This window comes from Bacillus sp. FJAT-47783 (assembly GCF_022808615.1).
Classification (GTDB): Bacteria; Bacillota; Bacilli; order Bacillales; family Aeribacillaceae; genus Bacillus_BZ.
This window is the reverse complement of record NZ_JAKZKS010000022.1, coordinates 24,432-42,776: the sequence shown is the minus strand read 5'-3', so window position 1 is coordinate 42,776 and position 18,345 is coordinate 24,432. Positions and strand designations below refer to the sequence as shown.

General features: G+C 36.5%; 17 protein-coding genes, 1 pseudogene and 2 other annotated features. Of the genes and pseudogenes, 7 read left to right on the top strand and 11 right to left on the bottom strand.

Going from position 1 to position 18,345, the window contains the following annotated elements:
• Positions 1-94: 94 nt before the first annotated feature.
• The 4 genes from cshA to MLD65_RS14195 form a co-directional block, all read right to left on the bottom strand.
• Positions 95-1,546, bottom strand: coding sequence for a degradosome RNA helicase CshA (gene cshA, locus MLD65_RS14210; protein WP_481748532.1), 1,452 nt, complete (start codon positions 1,544-1,546; stop codon positions 95-97).
• Between the two features lie 569 nt (positions 1,547-2,115).
• The gene (locus MLD65_RS14205; protein WP_243292524.1) at positions 2,116-2,829 is read right to left on the bottom strand and encodes an alpha/beta hydrolase; all 714 of its coding nucleotides are present in this window, start codon (positions 2,827-2,829) and stop codon (positions 2,116-2,118) included.
• 23 nt (positions 2,830-2,852) lie between these two features.
• Positions 2,853-4,217 (bottom strand): UDP-N-acetylmuramoyl-tripeptide--D-alanyl-D-alanine ligase, encoded by a 1,365-nt coding sequence (locus MLD65_RS14200; RefSeq protein WP_243292523.1) that lies wholly within the window; start codon positions 4,215-4,217, stop codon positions 2,853-2,855.
• Between the two features lie 68 nt (positions 4,218-4,285).
• Positions 4,286-5,371, bottom strand: a complete 1,086-nt coding sequence (locus MLD65_RS14195) for a D-alanine--D-alanine ligase (RefSeq protein ID WP_243292522.1) — start codon at positions 5,369-5,371, stop codon at positions 4,286-4,288.
• 229 nt (positions 5,372-5,600) lie between these two features.
• Between MLD65_RS14195 and MLD65_RS14190 the strand changes: the two genes are divergently transcribed.
• On the top strand, positions 5,601-5,918 hold the full coding sequence (locus MLD65_RS14190) for a thioredoxin family protein (RefSeq protein WP_243292548.1): 318 nt from the start codon (positions 5,601-5,603) through the stop codon (positions 5,916-5,918).
• A 238-nt stretch (positions 5,919-6,156) separates the two neighbouring features.
• Here MLD65_RS14190 and MLD65_RS14185 read toward each other — a convergent pair whose 3' ends face one another.
• The 3 genes from MLD65_RS14185 to MLD65_RS14175 form a co-directional block, all read right to left on the bottom strand.
• Positions 6,157-6,954 carry an HAD family hydrolase gene (locus MLD65_RS14185; protein WP_243292521.1) on the bottom strand — a complete coding sequence of 266 codons (798 nt, stop codon included), beginning with the start codon at positions 6,952-6,954 and terminating at the stop codon, positions 6,157-6,159.
• A gap of 262 nt (positions 6,955-7,216) precedes the next feature.
• On the bottom strand, positions 7,217-8,287 hold the full coding sequence (locus MLD65_RS14180; protein WP_243292520.1) for a branched-chain amino acid aminotransferase: 1,071 nt from the start codon (positions 8,285-8,287) through the stop codon (positions 7,217-7,219).
• A gap of 164 nt (positions 8,288-8,451) precedes the next feature.
• Positions 8,452-8,698, bottom strand: a binding site (T-box leader).
• Between the two features lie 54 nt (positions 8,699-8,752).
• Positions 8,753-9,001, bottom strand: a binding site (T-box leader).
• Between the two features lie 397 nt (positions 9,002-9,398).
• Complete coding sequence (locus MLD65_RS14175) at positions 9,399-10,055, bottom strand: FMN-dependent NADH-azoreductase (protein ID WP_243292547.1); 657 nt, start codon at positions 10,053-10,055, stop codon at positions 9,399-9,401.
• Positions 10,056-10,539: 484 nt separating this feature from the next.
• Between MLD65_RS14175 and MLD65_RS14170 the strand changes: the two genes are divergently transcribed.
• Genes MLD65_RS14170 through MLD65_RS14150 form a run of 5 tightly spaced genes read left to right on the top strand, consistent with a single transcriptional unit; the run spans position 10,540 to position 14,489 of the window.
• Positions 10,540-11,490, top strand: coding sequence for an ABC transporter permease (locus MLD65_RS14170; protein ID WP_243292519.1), 951 nt, complete (start codon positions 10,540-10,542; stop codon positions 11,488-11,490).
• On the top strand, positions 11,483-12,433 hold the full coding sequence (locus tag MLD65_RS14165; RefSeq protein ID WP_243292518.1) for an iron chelate uptake ABC transporter family permease subunit: 951 nt from the start codon (positions 11,483-11,485) through the stop codon (positions 12,431-12,433). Before MLD65_RS14170 ends, MLD65_RS14165 begins: the two co-directional genes overlap by 8 nt.
• A complete protein-coding gene (locus tag MLD65_RS14160) occupies positions 12,430-13,191 on the top strand; it encodes an iron ABC transporter ATP-binding protein (protein WP_243292517.1) in 762 nt (253 codons plus the stop codon). Before MLD65_RS14165 ends, MLD65_RS14160 begins: the two co-directional genes overlap by 4 nt.
• Positions 13,192-13,209: 18 nt before the next feature.
• Positions 13,210-14,181 (top strand): siderophore ABC transporter substrate-binding protein, encoded by a 972-nt coding sequence (locus MLD65_RS14155; protein ID WP_243292516.1) that lies wholly within the window; start codon positions 13,210-13,212, stop codon positions 14,179-14,181.
• Entirely contained in the window at positions 14,181-14,489 is a 309-nt protein-coding gene (locus MLD65_RS14150) for an antibiotic biosynthesis monooxygenase family protein (RefSeq protein ID WP_243292515.1), read from the top strand. Before MLD65_RS14155 ends, MLD65_RS14150 begins: the two co-directional genes overlap by 1 nt.
• A 39-nt stretch (positions 14,490-14,528) precedes the next feature.
• Here the strand turns inward: MLD65_RS14150 and MLD65_RS14145 are convergent.
• A pseudogene (locus tag MLD65_RS14145) lies at positions 14,529-14,656 on the bottom strand (metallothiol transferase FosB); the annotation flags it as partial.
• Positions 14,657-15,024: 368 nt separating this feature from the next.
• Positions 15,025-15,759 (bottom strand): AAA family ATPase, encoded by a 735-nt coding sequence (locus MLD65_RS14140; RefSeq protein WP_243292514.1) that lies wholly within the window; start codon positions 15,757-15,759, stop codon positions 15,025-15,027.
• 400 nt (positions 15,760-16,159) lie between these two features.
• Here MLD65_RS14140 and MLD65_RS14135 point away from each other — a divergent pair, with 400 nt between their 5' ends.
• On the top strand, positions 16,160-16,903 hold the full coding sequence (locus tag MLD65_RS14135; RefSeq protein WP_243292513.1) for a YqjF family protein: 744 nt from the start codon (positions 16,160-16,162) through the stop codon (positions 16,901-16,903).
• Between the two features lie 4 nt (positions 16,904-16,907).
• Here MLD65_RS14135 and MLD65_RS14130 read toward each other — a convergent pair whose 3' ends face one another.
• Both MLD65_RS14130 and MLD65_RS14125 read right to left on the bottom strand, forming a co-directional pair.
• Positions 16,908-17,369, bottom strand: coding sequence for a VOC family protein (locus MLD65_RS14130; protein WP_243292512.1), 462 nt, complete (start codon positions 17,367-17,369; stop codon positions 16,908-16,910).
• 199 nt (positions 17,370-17,568) lie between these two features.
• Positions 17,569-18,033, bottom strand: coding sequence for a VOC family protein (locus MLD65_RS14125; protein ID WP_243292511.1), 465 nt, complete (start codon positions 18,031-18,033; stop codon positions 17,569-17,571).
• Positions 18,034-18,345 lie beyond the last annotated feature (312 nt).

Genomic DNA, 18,345 nt, shown 5'->3' with positions numbered 1-18,345 from the left:
GTTATGAAAAGCATCAACAAATTATGAAAGAAATCCGCAAGTTCGCGAATAAATTCTGGTGTACTATAAGAAAAGCATGCGGATATCCGCATGCTTATCTTGAACGGGATGAGGAAACATTTCGATTTCCTCTACTAGAGCGATTTTGTGATTGTCTTTTATTCTTGACACCTTTCCCTTTAAAGTCACGTTTCATTTGAGAACGTTTTTTGTCTTTTTTTGCAGGGGCTGGTGGTTCAGCAGTTAATTTAACTGGTGTTGTATCAGGTTCTTTCGTCATCATTTTGATAGCAGCGGCTAGAACAGAAACAGAGTCGTATTGTTCCAAAAGTTCCTCAGCTGCATTTTTATAAATCGATAAATTTTCGTTTTCGATCATGGATCGTAATTTTTCAATTGTAATTTTTTGCTGGCCTTCTAACGCCTCATCAAGTGTAGGTGGGCGCATTTTATCCATTTTACGCTTCGTTGTCTTTTCAATATTTTCTAAGATCCCGAATTCTCTTGGTGTAATGAACGTCATCGCAACTCCCGTTTTACCAGCACGTCCTGTTCTTCCGATACGGTGCACGTAGCTCTCTGGATCTTGCGGTACATCAAAGTTGTACACGTGCGTAACACCTGAAATATCAAGTCCGCGTGCTGCTACATCTGTTGCAACTAATACATCAATAGAACCTTCTTTAAACTTTCGCAAAACCGATATACGTTTTGCCTGTGTTAAATCACCATGAATTCCTTCTGCGGAATATCCACGTATATTCAACGCTTCTGAAAGCTCATCTACTCTTCGCTTTGTTCTTCCAAAAACGATCGCTAATTCAGGTGATTGAATATCTAATAACCTTGTCAGAACATCAAACTTCTTCTTCTCAGGTACTTCTAAATAAAATTGCTGAATGTTTGGAACCGTTACTTCTTTTGCCTTTACTTTGACATGCTCTGGGTTATTCATAAAACGTTCTGCAATGGCTTTAATCGGTCCAGGCATCGTCGCAGAAAATAACAATGTTTGTCTAGACTCAGGAATGTTTGCTAAAATCGCTTCAATATCTTCAATAAAGCCCATGTTTAACATTTCATCTGCTTCATCAAGAACAACTGTTTGAACATTGTCTAAACGAATAGTTTTTCGTTTAATATGATCAAGCAATCTTCCTGGTGTTCCAACAATAATATGCGGACGTTTCTTTAAGGAACGAATTTGTCTATTAATATCTTGACCACCATACACAGATAGCACTTGCGTCCGTTTATGGTAACCAATTTTATATAGCTCTTCAGATACTTGAATGGCTAATTCTCTTGTTGGAGCAATAACAATTCCTTGAATAAATCCACTTTGGACATCAATTTTTTCCACAAGCGGAATTCCAAACGCCGCCGTTTTTCCTGTACCTGTTTGTGCTTGTCCGATCACGTCTTTATGATTTAACGCTAACGGAATGGTTTGAGCTTGAATCGGCGTCGTTTCCTCAAACCCCATCTTCTTAATGGATTTCATTAAATCCTGGCTTAACTCAAATTGGTCGAACATTTTTGTCAATGTATTCATTCTCCTTTTAAAAAATAAATTGTATCGTTAAAACAAGTGTAAAATCGAGGTTCTCATCAAAACCACCGTGGCTAACAATTGAAAATTATCCGCCAATTATATCGAAGGAAAGTAACACTCTCCATAATCGTTTAGAAAAACTGACTTACGGAGTGAGCAGCTGTTTTTCTAATCCATTTCCATACACAGTTAAAATTCGGAAAGCTTCAGAATAATACACCAAGTAATTTGAAGGAGAGTTATAGCTAATTCTTTGAAAGAAAATATATTTTTTTGCACATTTGTTTCGGTGTCTCACTCAAGAACCGCTAGTGCTTTACTTAATCCGTTCAGAAGGTTAGAGCCGGTCGCTAGAGCTAAGGGGCGACAGCCCTCTTAAAATGAGGGAAATTTTATGAAGCAATAGCTATTCTTATGTGGTAGAAGATAACCTCTTTCTCAATATGCTAAAAAGAAAAGCCCTTTCCAAGGGCGGATTGTTGATTCCAAATATTGTACACTCTAGGTGTAATCATACCATTTTCAACACAGTATTTCAACAACACCTTGTTATCTTTCCATTACCTTACTCCGCTTACAGACTCTTTTTTTGATTGCAAGAACGATTCAACTCGATTAACGAGAACGGGGAAATCCTCCCCATAACATACGTGATGCTTCGACATTGGTAAAAAACAAAGCTCTTTTTCTGTTGTCGGAATGACCTCATATAAATAATGGGCACTTTTAACTGGAACAATCCCGTCTCGTTCACCTTGAACAATTAAAGTAGGAGCTTGAACTTGTTTTAAAGCAGGTTTCACAAATCGGACAAGCTTCCGAAATTGAACTGTTGCACTGAACGGGGTTTCCTTTATTTTCTTTTTATACCGATTAAATAATTCGTTTTCTGTTAACGATCCTTGAACACCATCTCGAATCATCTTTTTAATATCTGCAAACATTTGCCCTGGATTCATATAATAAGCAGCAGCACTTAGCAAAACTAGTTTAGATACAGAATATTTAGTTGACAAATAGGCTGCGATTAACCCTCCCATTGAAAACCCAATCATATATACCCGATCCGTGTGATTGAGTAAATCAACTAATTCTTTCTCAACATGTTCAATCCACGCTTCAAAACGCACACCAGTTAGAGAAAGTGTCTCACCATGCCCCGGTAACGTTGGCACACGAATGTCCCAATTCGTCGTCCTTTTTAAATGTTCTGCTAACGGCTCCACCTCATATGGACCCCCTGTAAAACCATGTACACAAAGGCAACCAATCATGAGGCATTACTCCCTTCAAATCATTAATCTTCACATAATGCATGAACAACTTCTTCTAACTTCATACCTCGGGAAGCTTTGACTAAAACAACATCATTCGGTGATGTTATTTTCTTTAATTCTGCAATTAAGGCTTCTTTGTTCGTAAATACATGAATTCGCTCATCCTCTAAAAAAGGCTTTGCACCGTTTGCAATTTCCTTTCCAAGCGTTCCAAACGTAAATAAATGGGCAACTCCTGAATCTTCAATCGCTTCCCCTACTTCTTGATGGAACTCTACTTCTTTTTCTCCTAATTCAAGCATGTCTCCTAGCACTAAAATCTTTTGTCCAAACCCTTTCATATCTCTCACTAATTGAATGGCTGCTTTCATCGAAGTAGGACTTGCATTATAAGCATCATTAATCACGGAAAGACCTTTTTTAGTTTTGACCATTTCAAGTCGCATATTACTTAATTCTACATTTTTTAACCCTTTTTTAATGTTTTCTTCATCGATGCCGAGCACTTCAGCGACAGATATAGATGCTAATGCGTTTAAAACGTTGTGTCGACCTAAAATAGGAATGAAAAATGTTTGTCCTTCAAACACATTGCATGTAAATTCTGCACCATTTTCTTTATGCAATATGGAAATTGGATACAGGTCATTATGTTTGGATTCACCAAATGTTTTTGTTTGAATAGATAAGGTATTGTTACGTAATAACGGTTCATCTCCATAATAGATAAGTATTCCATCTTTTTTAAGTCCTTTTACAATTTCTAACTTTGCTTCTGCGATCGCTTCCCTTGAACCTAAATCCATTAGGTGAGATTCACCAATATTCGTGATGACACTGACATCTGGTTTTGCTAGTTTAGATAATAATTCAATTTCCCCTTGACCGCTCATCCCCATTTCTAACACCGCTACTTCTGTATGTTCAGGCATACTTAAAATGGTTAGCGGAAGTCCGATATGGTTGTTAAAGTTCCCTTTCGTTTTATGTACAACATATGTTGTCGAGAGCACCGCTCCAACTAAATCTTTCGTTGTAGTTTTTCCATTGCTGCCTGTTATACCGACAACCTTTGGATTTACTTCCTTTAAGTATTGTTTAGCAAGTGTTTGAAGAGCGACAAGTGTGTCTTCAACATAAATAACCGCTTTATCTGTAGGTGCCCCTGCTTCATTTTTCGCCCACAATGTGGCGACAGCGCCATTTTCAAACGCATTCTCAACAAACTGATGACCATTAAAATTGTCCCCTACTAGAGGAACAAACAAATTGCCTTCCATGATATTTCGAGAGTCTGTCGAAACACCTACTACTTCTACATTCAGGTGATGATTAGTTGTTCCATTGACCATATTGACAATATCAAGAAACGTCCTTTTAATCATTAGTACCACTCCTTAAGAGAAAGAAACACTATTCTTCTATTGGAATAGTGTTCCTTATTCGTTCATTTTTAAAATGTATGTTTAATTTGTTGTTTTTGTTCATGGCGTTCTAAACCAAGCTGAACAAGCTTTTCAATGAGTTGATCGTATGTTACACCGCTATGCTTCCATAGCAATGGAAACATGCTAAATGGTGTAAAGCCTGGCATTGTATTCACTTCATTAATGAGAGCCGTTCCGTCTTTTTTCAAGAAAAAGTCTGCACGTACAAGGCCCGCACCATCTATCGCTTTAAAAGCTTGAATCGCCATTTCTTTTATTTTTTCATATTCTGCTTCCGTTACATCGGCAGGAATAATGAGCTCTGTATCGCCATCTTCATATTTCGCTTTATAATCATAAAACTCCTTCTTTGGAGCAATTTCACCAACAACAGAACATATTGGTTCATCGTTTCCGATCACACCAATTTCAATTTCTCGGCCTTCCACCGCTTCTTCTACGATGATTTTACGATCGAATTCAAACGCCTCTTCAAATGCTTGAATTAACGTTTCACGATCTTTCGCTTTATTAATTCCGACGCTTGACCCTAAATTTGCTGGTTTTACAAAGCACGGATACCCTAACGATTGTTCTACTTTTATATAAGCACTTTCACGATCCGACTCCCATTCACTACGAATAAATGAAACATATTTCGCTTGAGCTAAGTTTGCTTGAGCAAATAAGTTTTTCATGATGACTTTGTCCATGCCTGCTGCTGATGCAAGCACACCATTTCCTACATAAGGAACATTCAAGATTTCGAGCATTCCTTGTATCGTGCCGTCCTCACCATTCGGTCCATGCAGTAGTGGAAAGATCACATCTAGGGATTCCTGACCTTCTGTTTGTTTTGCTGGGAACAGCTGTTGATTTAACATAGCAGGCGCAAATTCCGTTTCGCCTGTTTGTAAACGAAGCTGCCTGTCAGATTGTGGCGGTTCCGTTAATTGCTTTCCGCGAATCCACTGCCCTTCTTCTGTAATATATATAGGATGTATGTCAAATTTATTAGCATCTAGTGCTTTAATAACAGCGAGAGCCGTTTGTAAAGAGACTTGATGCTCCGCTGATTTCCCCCCGTAAACAAGCCCTAATTTCACTTTCATTCTTTTTCCTCCCTAGTAAAAAACTGAGCGATTCCATCTCTTATACACATCTCTGTATTATTGTATCATCTTCAAGGTTGTTTTGTTATACGGTTTACGATATAACTTTCGATGAAAATGAACATTTTCTGTCAAGACAAAATGTAACATAAGTCATTTAAATTATATTACAATATATCTTGTCCAAAGTATTCATCTTTCGCTGTGACGAATGTAAGGAGGTATAATGTTGAAAGGTATTCAAACGGTAGAAGAGTTTAATCGAATCATCGCTAGTGAAAAAGAAGTCCTTGTCAAATTTTACGCAAACTGGTGTCCAGACTGCACACGTATGAATATGTTTATCGGGGAAATTCTTGAAGACTATAAGGAATACGATTGGTATGAAATCAATCGTGATGAATTCCCAGAATTAGCCGGAAAATATGAAGTACTCGGTATTCCAAGCATATTAATTTATAAAAATGGCGAAAAGCTTGCTCACCTTCATAGTGCAAATGCCAAAACACCTGAGCAAGTTCGCGAGTTCTTAAGCAACCATCTTTAAAGATGCATAAAAACAGCTGTGCATTAAAATAGCCAGCTGTTTTTAAACCCTTACTAAATATGGAATAGTTTTTCCATTTATCTGACTCATTACCATAACTTAGGAGTGACATAAAATCCATAACTTATTATCCATTGCAAACATTTAATTAACATTCATGATTGGAAAAAAATGAGGGCATTGAGATGAATACATATATTATAGAGATTATCAACTCCCGACTTTGGTGATGACCTGTTTATCTACTAACCTTACTTTCTTTTACTAGCGTAACAAGCTCTTTTAAATTTTGAACTTCATAAGTTGGGTGAACATCCATGTATGGAGATACTCCTTTGCGGTTTAACCAGACAGAAGGAATTTTCGTCTTATTCGCTCCTAAAATATCCGTACTGAGCTTATCACCGACCATCATCACTTCGTCTTCTGTGACACCCATTAAATGTAGTGCATGCTGAAAAATCTCTGTACTCGGTTTTCCTTTTCCAAATTCTCCCGAAATAATGATATGTTTAAAATAACTTGCTAATGAAGGGATGCTTTCAATCTTTTCTTTTTGTAAGCTTGGGTCACCATTTGTTAATAACAATAATTCAACATGTCCCTTTAGCTCATCGAGTACTTCAAATGTATCATCATATACATAGGGCCTTTTTCTTCTTTCTTGACCGAACTGCTCTGAAAGCTCTTTGGCAAAAGGCTGATCATTAATTCCAACTGCCTTAAGGCCATTATTCCAAGCGTCTTTTCGATAAGTTGGTGCAAGCTCTTGTAATTTCTTTAAGTTTTCATCTTTCGGATCACTAAAGTGCGACCATAAAGCTTCAAATGGATTAATTCCAATCATTTTTACATAGGAATACGTTTCATACGACATATAGAGCTTTTTAGCCTCTTCTTTCACCGCTTTTTCGAAACCTACCACATCAACACCATATTTATCGTACGCTAACTGACAAGTTGCCTGAAAAGACTCTTCTACACTTTTTTCATCCCATAATAACGTATCATCTAAATCAAAAAAAATGGCCTTCATGATTGGATCCCCTTTCAAGACATTATGAATAAATACTATCACAAAAAAGAGAGAAACATTGTAAAATTCAAAATAAATTTACTAGAAAAGCGCAATGCAAGCTGACTAATAGGTGCTTTTTACCTTTCGAGCGGCTTGTGCCGATGGCGCCTTGAACTGACAACGATGACTCCATTTATCCCTGAAAACAAAATCAAAAGGATATACATTCTCGTATTACGTAAAACCCTCACTTGCTTTACTACAAGTGAGGGTTTTGTATTTATTCGATTTCAACTGTCCAGCCAAACTTATCATGCTCTTTGCCGTATTGTAAATTAGTAATTGCTGTATAAAGTTTTTTCGCAAATTCACCTGTTTGAAACTCGTTCACGACCATTTTTTCGTTATTCCAATTTAACTCACCAACCGGTGAAATGACAGCAGCTGTCCCTGTTCCAAATACTTCTTCAAGCTCTCCATTCTTATACGCCTTGTAAACATCCTCAATGGAAATTTTTTCTTCACGTACAGGTACTCCCCAGTCTTTAAGGAGATAGAGAACTGAGTCTCTTGTAATACCATTTAAAATACTTCCGTTAAGCTTAGGCGTTACAACTTCTCCATTGATTTTGAAGAAAATATTCATTGATCCAACTTCTTCTACATATTTTTTTTCTTTTCCATCTAGCCAAAGAACTTGATCATATCCAAGTTGCTCTGCTTTCTTTTGTGCAAGTAAACTTGCTGCATAGTTTCCTGATGTTTTTACATGCCCTACTCCGCCTTGAATAGCACGAACATACTCATCTTCTACATAAATTTTTACTGGAGATAACTGCCCTGCATAGTACGCACCAACTGGTGATAAGACAATTAAAAATTTATAGCTATTGGAAGGTCTTACACCTAAATATGGTTCTGTTGCAATGACAAATGGCCGAATATATAAAGATGTACCTTCTGCATGAGGAACCCAATCTTTTTCTATTTCAAGTAATTGCTTTAATCCTTCTAATACAAGGTCTTCATCAAGTTCCGGTATACACATTCGACGACACGTATCATTTAATCGTTTAATATTTTTATCTGGACGGAACAAGAGAACTCTTCCATCGGACGCTTTATAAGCTTTTAATCCCTCAAAAACACCTTGACCATAGTGAAAAACCATTGCTGATGGATCTAACATAAGCGGTTCATATGGTGCAATTCTCGGCGAGTGCCACCCTTTCTTATCACTATAATCCATAGCAAACATATGATCTGTAAACCGTTTACCAAATCCTAACGTACTAGGTTCTGGCTTTGTTTTTAGTTGAGCAGCTTGTTTAAATTCGATCACTTGATTCATTACGAAACACCTCTCCCTTTTGATTGGATAATCCTAAAACATCGCATACTGTTTTTTATGCATGTAGAAAATGTCCCAATTCTCCCCTCTACAATCTTTAAATATTGGTTTTGAGTATAAAAAAAACACCTCTCAACCGATAGTGCCCATACGTTTACTTCGGTTGCTGAGGCGAATAACTCGCGGTACCACTCAGCTTCTCTATTTTCCTCACAGAAAATAGACTCAATAAGTCAACTACATGACTTTCTTGTTAACGGAAGAATCCGTTACTTTATACTCTGGATAAACCATTTTTAAAGCAAAGCTCCAAGGTGACTTTCGAAGCGAGTTAACGGCTGTCCTTTCAGCCACGAGACAGCTCTCTTAACGTTAGAGCTCACCACTACTTTTCCTTATCAACGCTCTCATTATTTTGTTGTTAATATAGAAAACTCGCCCCCCAATCCACACGAATTTCTGGATTGTTGAGGCGAGTAACTCGCGGTACCACTCAACTTTTCCACCCTCTTCGCAGAAGGTAGACTCATCAAGTCTCTTTTAAGACTTTACTTGCTAACGGAAGGTTCCGTTGCTTCATACTCTGGTATGAACCATTTCTAAAGCAAAGCTCCAAGGCGATCTTCAAAGAGGAATAACGGCTGTCCTTTCAGCCTTGGGACAACTCTCTATACGTCAGAGCACTCTTTTACTACTCCTTTTCTAAGCCTTTTTATTATTCTAAATTAATTATTTTTTCAATAATTTTGAAATGATTATAACGACTTTTCCAATCAACGTCAATACATATTTTTAAATTTTGTGAATAAATTTAAAATAAACAATTGGAAAACTGTATAATTTTTGGATCATCACTGTAACTTGGGGGTGACATAAAATCCATATCCTATGATCGATTGCAAACATCTATTTTACATTCATAATTGCAAAAAAATAGGGGAAATGAGATGGGCACATATTTTTTAGAAATTATCAATCCCGATTTTTGGTGATGAGCCTAATTTTTGTATGTTAAAAACCAAAAATGTTGATTTGTCAGCATTCTTAAACATATAAAAGGGGCATCCAAGGTCGATAAATCGACTTATTGGACCCCCCTTTATGTTTCCATTTATGCTGAAACGGTTTCAGTTGCAAAATTTTCCGCTACTTCTTTTGCTTCTTCAATCGCTTTTGCTTTTATTTCTTCCGCTTTATCTGGCATCGCATTAACACCTTCTACGATAATGGATTGAACGTCAGTTACTCCAATAAAACCCAGCACTTGTTGGATATAACGGTCACCAAATTCCATATCCTTCGCTGGTCCTTCAGAGTAAATCCCGCCGCGCGCTTGGATATGAACAGCTTTTTTCCCTTCTAATAAGCCGACAGGGCCTTCATCTGTATATTTAAATGTTTTACCTGCAATCGTAATATTGTCAATGTAAGCCTTCATTTTAGGAGGAACGCTGAAGTTCCAAAGCGGTGTCACGAAAACATATTTATCTGCTTCCATAAATTGTTCTAATAGCACGTTCATTTGCGAAACTTTTGCTTGTTCTTGTTCAGTTAAAGCGTCAAACGCAGTTCCTTGCTGAAGTTTTCCCCAAGCACTAAATACATCTTCATCAATAAGTGGAACTTCTGTTTGATATAAATCAACCTTTACAATTTCATCTTGCGGATTTGCTTGCTTGTAAGCCTCTAAAAACGCTTCCCCTACTGTTAAACTAAAAGATTGATCAACTGGTTTTGGATTTGCTGTAATATATAAAACTTTACTCATTTTGACATCTTCCCTTTCTTTTTTAAATAGTTGTTTTATAAAATCAAACATATTATTTCCCCTTATTCATATTTGAAACTCATAACGGATTCTATCGGTGAATAAACTTGCAAAACCACCTCCTGAATAGCTTTTATACACCCCGATATCTCAATGTAATATATTATTAAATTGAGATATATAGCCAAAAAACAATGAATAAATTCAACTTCAAAAATCTTTATTTCGAGATTTATTATAATATGGCACTTTAAAAACGTCAAGTCATTTGACTTTCAAATGTTTTATGAAGGTATTCCTTTTACACCCCCTCCAAAAACCTTAGGTACACAAGAGATGGTGTTGGAACACATTTAATTGATAATTATTTTCAAAAATTAATTGACAATCATTTCCTTCGTGCTTATAATGGACACTGCATCTAATCGATAATGACTTTCATTATCGATTAGATTGGAAGAATAACAATTTATTGGGGATAGTTATGAAAAAAAGATACCTTATCGTCTTACTCATTTTACTTTCACTCCTTTCTTTATTCGTTGGAGTGAGCCATATAACGCCGAAAGATTTGTTGAATCTACAATCTGAAGAAACGCAAATTTTCCTCATTAGCCGCTTGCCAAGGTTAATTTCCATCCTATTTGCAGGCGCGGGAATGAGCATTGCAGGCTTAATCATGCAACAGCTCAGTCGGAATAAATTTGTGTCTCCAACAACAGCGGGTACTCTTGATGCTACTCGATTAGGAATCTTAGTATCGATGTTGTTATTTACGAACGCGTCTATGCTTGAAAAAATGGTTATAGCATTTGTGTTTGCGCTCGCCGGCACGCTTTTGTTCATGCAATTGCTAGACCGCATAAAGTTCAAGGATGCAATATTTATTCCTCTCGTTGGCTTAATGTTTGGGAACATTTTGTCTTCGGTTACGACATTTTTTGCGTATCAAGCGGATATGATTCAAAATATGTCGGCGTGGCTGCAAGGCGATTTTTCAATGATTATGAAGGGCCGCTATGAACTGCTATACATAACTATTCCAGTATTTGTAGTTGCTTATTTATATGCGAACCGCTTTACAGTAGCGGGTATGGGAGAGGACTTTTCCACAAATTTAGGATTATCCTATAAACGAATTCTAAATTTTGGACTGATCCTTGTCGCATTTTTGACCGTAACCGTCGTCTTGACAGTTGGGATGATTCCGTTTCTAGGCTTAATTATCCCGAACATTATATCGATCTTTAAAGGTGATCATTTACAAAAAACCTTACCCCATACAGCTTTTCTTGGGGCAATATTTTTACTTTCGTGCGATATATTAGGTCGCATCATTATTTTCCCATATGAAATCTCCATTAGTTTGATGGTCGGAGTCATTGGCAGCGGCATCTTCCTCTATTTACTTTTTAGGAGGAAGGCATATGCGTAATTCAAATAAGATGATGATTCTTATCACGATCGCAACCGTGTTTTGTATTATTTATTTATTTCAAGATTTAAATGGCAGCTTTGATTATGCACTACCTAGAAGAGGCATAAAAGTCATTGCAATGGTCTTAACAGGAATCTCTATTGCCTATGCAACTGTCGTTTTCCAAACGATTGCTCACAACCGAATCTTAACGCCGAGCATTATGGGACTTGACTCCTTGTATTTACTAATTCAAACGTTCATTATTTTCGCCCTTGGGTCTGAACACATAATGGTTGTCAATAAGAAGGTAAATTTCTTTATATCCATCATAGCAATGATTGTTTTTGCCTTGTTGCTTTATTACTTCCTTTTCAAAAATGGGAACAAGCCGATTTACTTCATATTGCTCGTTGGTATTATCGTCGGAACTTTTTTCCAAAGTATTTCTACGTTCCTTCATGTGCTCATTGATCCAAATGAATTTCAGAGAGTACAAGATAAAATGTTTGCTAGCTTCAATAATGTAAACGCTGATTTAGTATGGCTCTCTGTATTCATCATAACAGTTATCGTAGTGATAGTATGGCGCTATATGAACTATTTAGATGTCTTATCGCTCGGGCGTGACAATGCGATCAATCTCGGAGTTCCGTACGACAAAATTGTAAAGCGGATGCTTGTAATTGTAGCGATCTTGGTATCGGTTGCAACAGCACTCGTTGGACCTATTACATTTTTCGGTTTAATCGTAGCCAATTTATCATACCAATTTTTTCAAACGTATCGGCATGCGACTTTCATTAGTGGAGCTATCGTTATGAGCATCATTGCGCTTGTTGGAGGGCAATGGGTTGTTGAACGAGTTTTTTCGTTCTCGACAACACTTAGTGTCATCATTAATTTTTTCGGTGGCGTGTATTTCATTTATTTACTGCTAAAGGAGAGTAGGTCTCATTGATTCAAGTTCGTGCTCTATCCAAATTTTATGGGAAAAAGGCCGTCATTGAAAACGTGACTGTCGACATTCATCGAGGGAAAATTACGTCCTTCATTGGACCTAATGGTGCTGGTAAATCAACGCTTCTTTCGATGGTTAGTAGATTAATTGAAGCGGATACGGGTGAGGTGTTAGTCGAAAACACAAAAGTCATGAGCATGGAATCAAACGATTTCTCCAAGCGTGTATCCATCTTAAAACAATCCAATTATATGAATGTTCGTTTAACAATCCGTGAGCTTGTATCATTTGGTAGGTTTCCTTACTCAAAAGGGCGACTAACAGAGGAAGATGAAGAGATGGTGAATCGCGCTCTAGAATATATGGGCTTAGTGGACATGCAGGATAACTATTTAGATGAGTTATCTGGCGGTCAACGCCAACGTGCTTTTATCGCAATGGTCATTGCTCAAGATACGGATTACATTTTACTTGATGAACCGCTGAACAATTTAGATATGAAGCATTCTGTACAAATTATGAAAATACTTCGGCGCCTCGTTAATGAATTAGGAAAAACAGTTGTCATTGTATTACACGATATTAATTTTGCATCTGTCTATTCAGATCGAATTGTCGCCTTGAAAAACGGAAAAGTTGTTAAGAATGGCTCAACAAAAGAAATCATTCAATCAGATGCATTAAGAGAAATATATGATATGGATATACCTATTCAAAAAATCGATAATTGCCGAATTTGTGTTTATTTTAATTCATAGAAAAGGAGATTAATAGTGATGAAAAAATGGTCATTATTTGCATTAGTATTCACAATTATTTTCGTTCTTGCAGCATGTGGATCAAAGGAAACAGCTAATTCTAACGAAAACAAGAACGCAGGAAGTGACAAGCCTCAAGAAGAATCAACGGAAATCAAGATTAAGCATGAGCTTGATGATGAAGAAGTTGTTTTAGAAAAAACTCCTGAAAAAGTTGTTGTATTTGATTTTGGTGTATTAGATACATTAGACGAGTTAGGCGTTAAGGTAGATGGTGTTCCGCAAGCAGTTATCCCAACGTATTTAGAGAGGTTTGCAGGGAGTGAATATACGAATGTTGGTCACTTAAAAGAGCCAGACTTTGAAGCGATTCATGAACTACAGCCTGATGTCATCTTTATCTCTGCACGTCAATCAGACATGTATGAAGAATTTAAAAAAATTGCACCGACCGTTTATATGGGTGTAGATTACGAAAACTATATGGAATCTTTTACACATAACATGGAATTACTTGCGCAAATATTTAATAAAGAAGAAGAAATGAAAAAAGAACTCGATGCGATTAATCAATTCATTGACAAATTAAAGGAAAAAACAACAAATTCTGATGAGAAAACATTGATCGTTATGGGGAATGAAGAAAAAGTAAGTGCGTTTGGGCCAAACTCACGTTTTGGTATTATTCATGATGTGTTTGGGTATAAGCCAACAGACGAAAAGATTGAAAAAGCAACACATGGACAAAGCATTTCATTTGAATATATTTTAGAAACAAACCCGGACATCTTATTCGTTATTGATCGCGATGCAGCATTTGATGAAAAGGCAAGCGCAAAAGATGCCATTGAAAATGAATTAGTGAAGAAAACAAATGCTTTTAAAAACGAGAAAGTCTTTTACTTGAATGGTGGACCATGGTACTTATCTGGCGGTGGCTTGCAGTCTATGAAAAGAATGATTGAAGACGTGGAAAGAGGTATCGAATAATGTTTTATCAAATTAAGCGAATCGTTGTGAAGGAAGGCTTTTCTGAAAAAGTAGTGGAACGCTTTAAAGGTGAAGGGCATATCGAGAAACAACCTGGTTTTATTGACTTCCAAGTTATCGTAAAAAAAGTTCGCCGAGGTGACGAGGAAGTATTAGTGCTCGTCAGATGGGAAACCGAAGAAGATTGGAAAAATTGGGAGAAGAGCCCCGAACATATCGCAGGACATAAAGCGAGCGCTGGGAAACCGAAGCCTGATTTTATCATTGAGTCAAACCAACATGTGTATGATTTGAAGTTTAGAAAATGAAAAGATATTTAAGAGGCGCCTATTGGCTGCCTCTTTTTATCAATCATAAAACTCCAAATGCTGCTTTTCACTTTTATAATAAGCTAAACGGTCTTCCAATGTCCTTGTATGAAATTCAAACTTATGTCTGTAAAATAGACAGACCGCTTATCTTTTTCATCTCGCTCATGTTTTATGGTTTTTTCCATCACTTTCTCGGTTTTATTCATCACTTTCCCACACTTTTTTATCACTTCTCGATTTAATCAATCACTTTGACAAATTTATTCATCACATTTTTACTTTTATCATTCACTTTCTCGTGTTTATTTATCACTTTAATAAATATCATAACCTTCCTTTTAGACTTCTAAAATATCTTTTAAAGATTCCCCTTCCACCTGTCGATTTCCCCGGAAATAGATAGATAATTTGCGAAGTATGTCACATAACGTTACTTTATCTTTAAGGTAAGCTTCCTTATCGTAATGGCTCCCTATGTATATCTAATGCTCGTTTCGACTAGGAGTAGATTGGGTGTCAAAATCACATCCTATCACCCTTCCAAAATATCTTTTAAAAATTTGTCGCGATACTGTAAGAAATATTTCGTAATTTGATAATGGTCCGTTCTTTCATATTCAACTTCTTTCACTTCTCCATCATCAAAGCTTAATATGGTAGCATTCGGAAACCCAAGCAAGATGGGGGAATGTGTCGCAATGATGAATTGACATTCTCCGCTTGAAGAAAGATCATGTAAGATTCTCATGAAGGATAATTGACGCTGCGGAGATAAGGCTGCTTCCGGCTCATCTAATAAATAGATAGCCTTCCCCTTAAAACGATTTAAGAAAAGAGATAAAAATGCCTCCCCATGGGACTGTTCATGTAGCGACTGTCCACCGTAGTCTTTAAAACCTGTAGCTGTTAAACCATCTTGCTCTAATTCATCAAGATGTGTTGCAAAATGATAAAACGATTCCGCTCTTAAAAAGAAGCCGTTTGTCACTTTCGGCAACCAGGAAAGGCGAATGTATTCACCTAAATCGGAATGAGACGCATGCACTTCATATAAGTTGTTTCGACTACCGCCAGCCGTATTAAATTGACATTGGTACGCAATGGCTTCTAATAGTGTTGATTTCCCCGATCCATTTTCCCCAACAAAGAAAGTAACGTTACTCTTCAAATCAAGCTGATCAAAGCTTTTAATAGATGGAATGGAGAATGGATACCGCTTAAAAGATGAAATTCGATCACGTAAAAGCGTTATTCTCTTTAAAAACATGTATTTCACCTACAAACCGGTTTTAATATATTGTACCCTTCCTAAACGAAAAATTAAATGACGCTACTTGCTCTTAACCATTCGAGCAATTTTTCGCTTCCCTGTTCAAAAGTTAAATCATTTACTTTAACCGAAAAAGTATGATATCCATAAGCCTCGTAAATTTTTACATGTGTAGATTACATACATCACTTTTACAACAGCCTCTTCCTCAATGTTGTTAAAAGCAACAATCTTTTAGAAAACAGCCTTTGCTAAAAACAAGATGATCCTTTAAATGTAGAATAATTTTTTATAATGTAAATAAATAGTAATAAGAATACTTATGTAAAATAACCTTATGGGTATAATGAAAGCAATAATGAAGATTAACAAACGTACATTTAAAGGGTGAATCACGATGTATAAGGATTTGCAAAAAATTGACCATCGTCCATATCCAATGCCAAATAACCGCTGGCTTATGACACAAACGTGGAAAGATTTATTGTTTATTCATTGGCCTGTGGCTAAGGAAGAAATTGAAAAACACATCCCCTCTCCTCTTCAAGTGGATACGTTCGAAGGGAAAGCGTGGATTGCCATCGTTCCGTTTTGGTTGAAGAGTATTCGATTACATGGACTTCCGCGAATTCCATTTGCTTCTACCTTTTTCGAAATCAATGTTCGTACATACGTTACCTATAAAAATAGAAGAGGGGTATACTTTTTCACCCTTGATGCAAACCATCTTCCTGCGATTAAGATCGCAAAGGCTACTTTTTTCCTTCCATACTTACACGCAACAGTGAATTTAACAAAAAGTGGGGATTTTGTTAATTTTAAAAGTATTCGCAAACAACATGGCTATCCAAAAGCCACCTTTCACGCAAACTATGAGCCGACCTCGAGTCCTTTCTTAGCACAAAGAGGTTCTCTAGAAGAATGGCTAATTGAACGATATAACCTTCTCTTAGTGAATAGAGGAAAGGTTTATATTGGAGAAATTCATCATAAACAGTGGGAACTCCAACATGCAAACGTTGATATAAAAACGAATGAACTTCTATCATTCTTACCATCATCTATTGTAAAAGAGCCACCTCTTGTGCACTATTCAAAGTTTATGCGTGCTTTTATATGGAAGTTTAAACAATTAAAGTGAATAACTATATTGACTGATGCAGCTTTTCCCATTCACTTAAATACATCATATCAAGCTCTTGTTTCGGTTCTTGTGGTAAAGTGGTTAAAAACTCCAAGCTATTTCCGTCAAGATCTCTAAAGTAGACTGAAGCAGCTGGAACCCAAGCATGAACGATCGGTTCAATCGCTTTTTTTCCGAATGCTTCTCTAGGTGGGATCCCGCGTTCCTTCAACCAACCCATTGCCTTTTTCATGTTTTCAATTGATATATGAAAAGCAAAATGACTACTTCGCCATTGATCAGCAGGAACCTCCCAAACACCTAGCATTTGTTCTTTTTTATCAGGATCCCCCATCCAAAAAAAGGATACTTTTCTTTCTTCCACTGTATGAGCAAGCGTTAAGCCCATTTTTTGATAGAACTCAATCGCCGTATTTAGATCTCTTGTGTAAACATGAGTTTCATAAATTTTATTTGTGAGCATTTGTTTTCCCCCTTCATTTTTAAGCAATATCACATTCTAAAGAAACACCTTTTTTCCTTACATATAACTGAATAACCCCAAACAACGATGAATCACAACCATAGTATAGAGTGCGAAGCTTACATTTGTTGAAGTTTGACTCACAACAAGTGCATAAAATGAACGATTCATTTCCTCCTCCTTCTTAATGAAACTTTTTTTACGGTAAATTTTTCAATAAATACTCCCACTCATCTAAAGAAAATTTTTTATTAATATGCCTTAAGTCTTTCGGAACATTAATGTAACACATTAATTCTAAGCTATTTCCATCAGGGTCATTAAAATAGACAGATGCATTTCCTTGATGGGGTCTAACAAATGGTTCAACTGAATTTCTATTTCCAAATGGAACTGCTTCAATCTGAAGAGAACGTAACCACTCTACTGCCTTTTTCAAATTTTCATAGGTTATGAAAAAAGCGATATGACGTAGTGCTGGGTGATAAGGTGTTTCAACCTCTTCACATTCCCATAGCCCTAACCAGCTCCTTCCCTCTTCAATCCAGTAAAATGCTGTATTTTCATCCTTCCAAGCAAACTTCAACCCTAACTTTTCATAAAATTTCATAGAGGTATCTAAATGACTAACAGGTAAATGTGCCTCGTATAATCCTTGAATCACTTCTTCCATCCCCTTTTTAAACATATTTCATTATAAGAATACGAAATCATTCATTACAATTCATTCACAATTTGATTGATTATTTTTACAACTTTAGTCGTAGTTGTCCCTTCAATCCTTACTCTGAAAGAGGATTATTAATTGGCTTTTCTTCTAAAATATTACAGAACTGTCACTTGCTATTTGTTTTTTTGATTTCGCTAAAGTTAATGCCTTCCCATAATTAGACGAAAGCCAGTCAACTGGATCAAGGGATAAGACATTTTTTAATAATGTACAAAAACCCAATCACATTAAACCATACGATCATAA

Excerpts from the sequence above, each read along its gene's own strand:
- MLD65_RS14180 (WP_243292520.1), bottom strand. The coding sequence starts at position 8,287 with ATGAATCAAGTGATCGAATTTAAACAAGCTGCTCAACTAAAAACAAAG.
- MLD65_RS14170 (WP_243292519.1), top strand. The coding sequence starts at position 10,540 with ATGAAAAAAAGATACCTTATCGTCTTACTCATTTTACTTTCACTCCTT.
- MLD65_RS14165 (WP_243292518.1), top strand. The coding sequence starts at position 11,483 with ATGCGTAATTCAAATAAGATGATGATTCTTATCACGATCGCAACCGTG.
- MLD65_RS14140 (WP_243292514.1), bottom strand. The coding sequence starts at position 15,759 with ATGTTTTTAAAGAGAATAACGCTTTTACGTGATCGAATTTCATCTTTT.
- MLD65_RS14195 (WP_243292522.1), bottom strand. The coding sequence starts at position 5,371 with ATGAAAGTGAAATTAGGGCTTGTTTACGGGGGGAAATCAGCGGAGCAT.
- MLD65_RS14155 (WP_243292516.1), top strand. The coding sequence starts at position 13,210 with ATGAAAAAATGGTCATTATTTGCATTAGTATTCACAATTATTTTCGTT.
- MLD65_RS14185 (WP_243292521.1), bottom strand. The coding sequence starts at position 6,954 with ATGAAGGCCATTTTTTTTGATTTAGATGATACGTTATTATGGGATGAA.
- MLD65_RS14150 (WP_243292515.1), top strand. The coding sequence starts at position 14,181 with ATGTTTTATCAAATTAAGCGAATCGTTGTGAAGGAAGGCTTTTCTGAA.
- MLD65_RS14130 (WP_243292512.1), bottom strand. The coding sequence starts at position 17,369 with ATGCTCACAAATAAAATTTATGAAACTCATGTTTACACAAGAGATCTA.
- MLD65_RS14175 (WP_243292547.1), bottom strand. The coding sequence starts at position 10,055 with ATGAGTAAAGTTTTATATATTACAGCAAATCCAAAACCAGTTGATCAA.
- MLD65_RS14135 (WP_243292513.1), top strand. The coding sequence starts at position 16,160 with ATGTATAAGGATTTGCAAAAAATTGACCATCGTCCATATCCAATGCCA.
- MLD65_RS14200 (WP_243292523.1), bottom strand. The coding sequence starts at position 4,217 with ATGATTAAAAGGACGTTTCTTGATATTGTCAATATGGTCAATGGAACA.
- MLD65_RS14205 (WP_243292524.1), bottom strand. The coding sequence starts at position 2,829 with ATGATTGGTTGCCTTTGTGTACATGGTTTTACAGGGGGTCCATATGAG.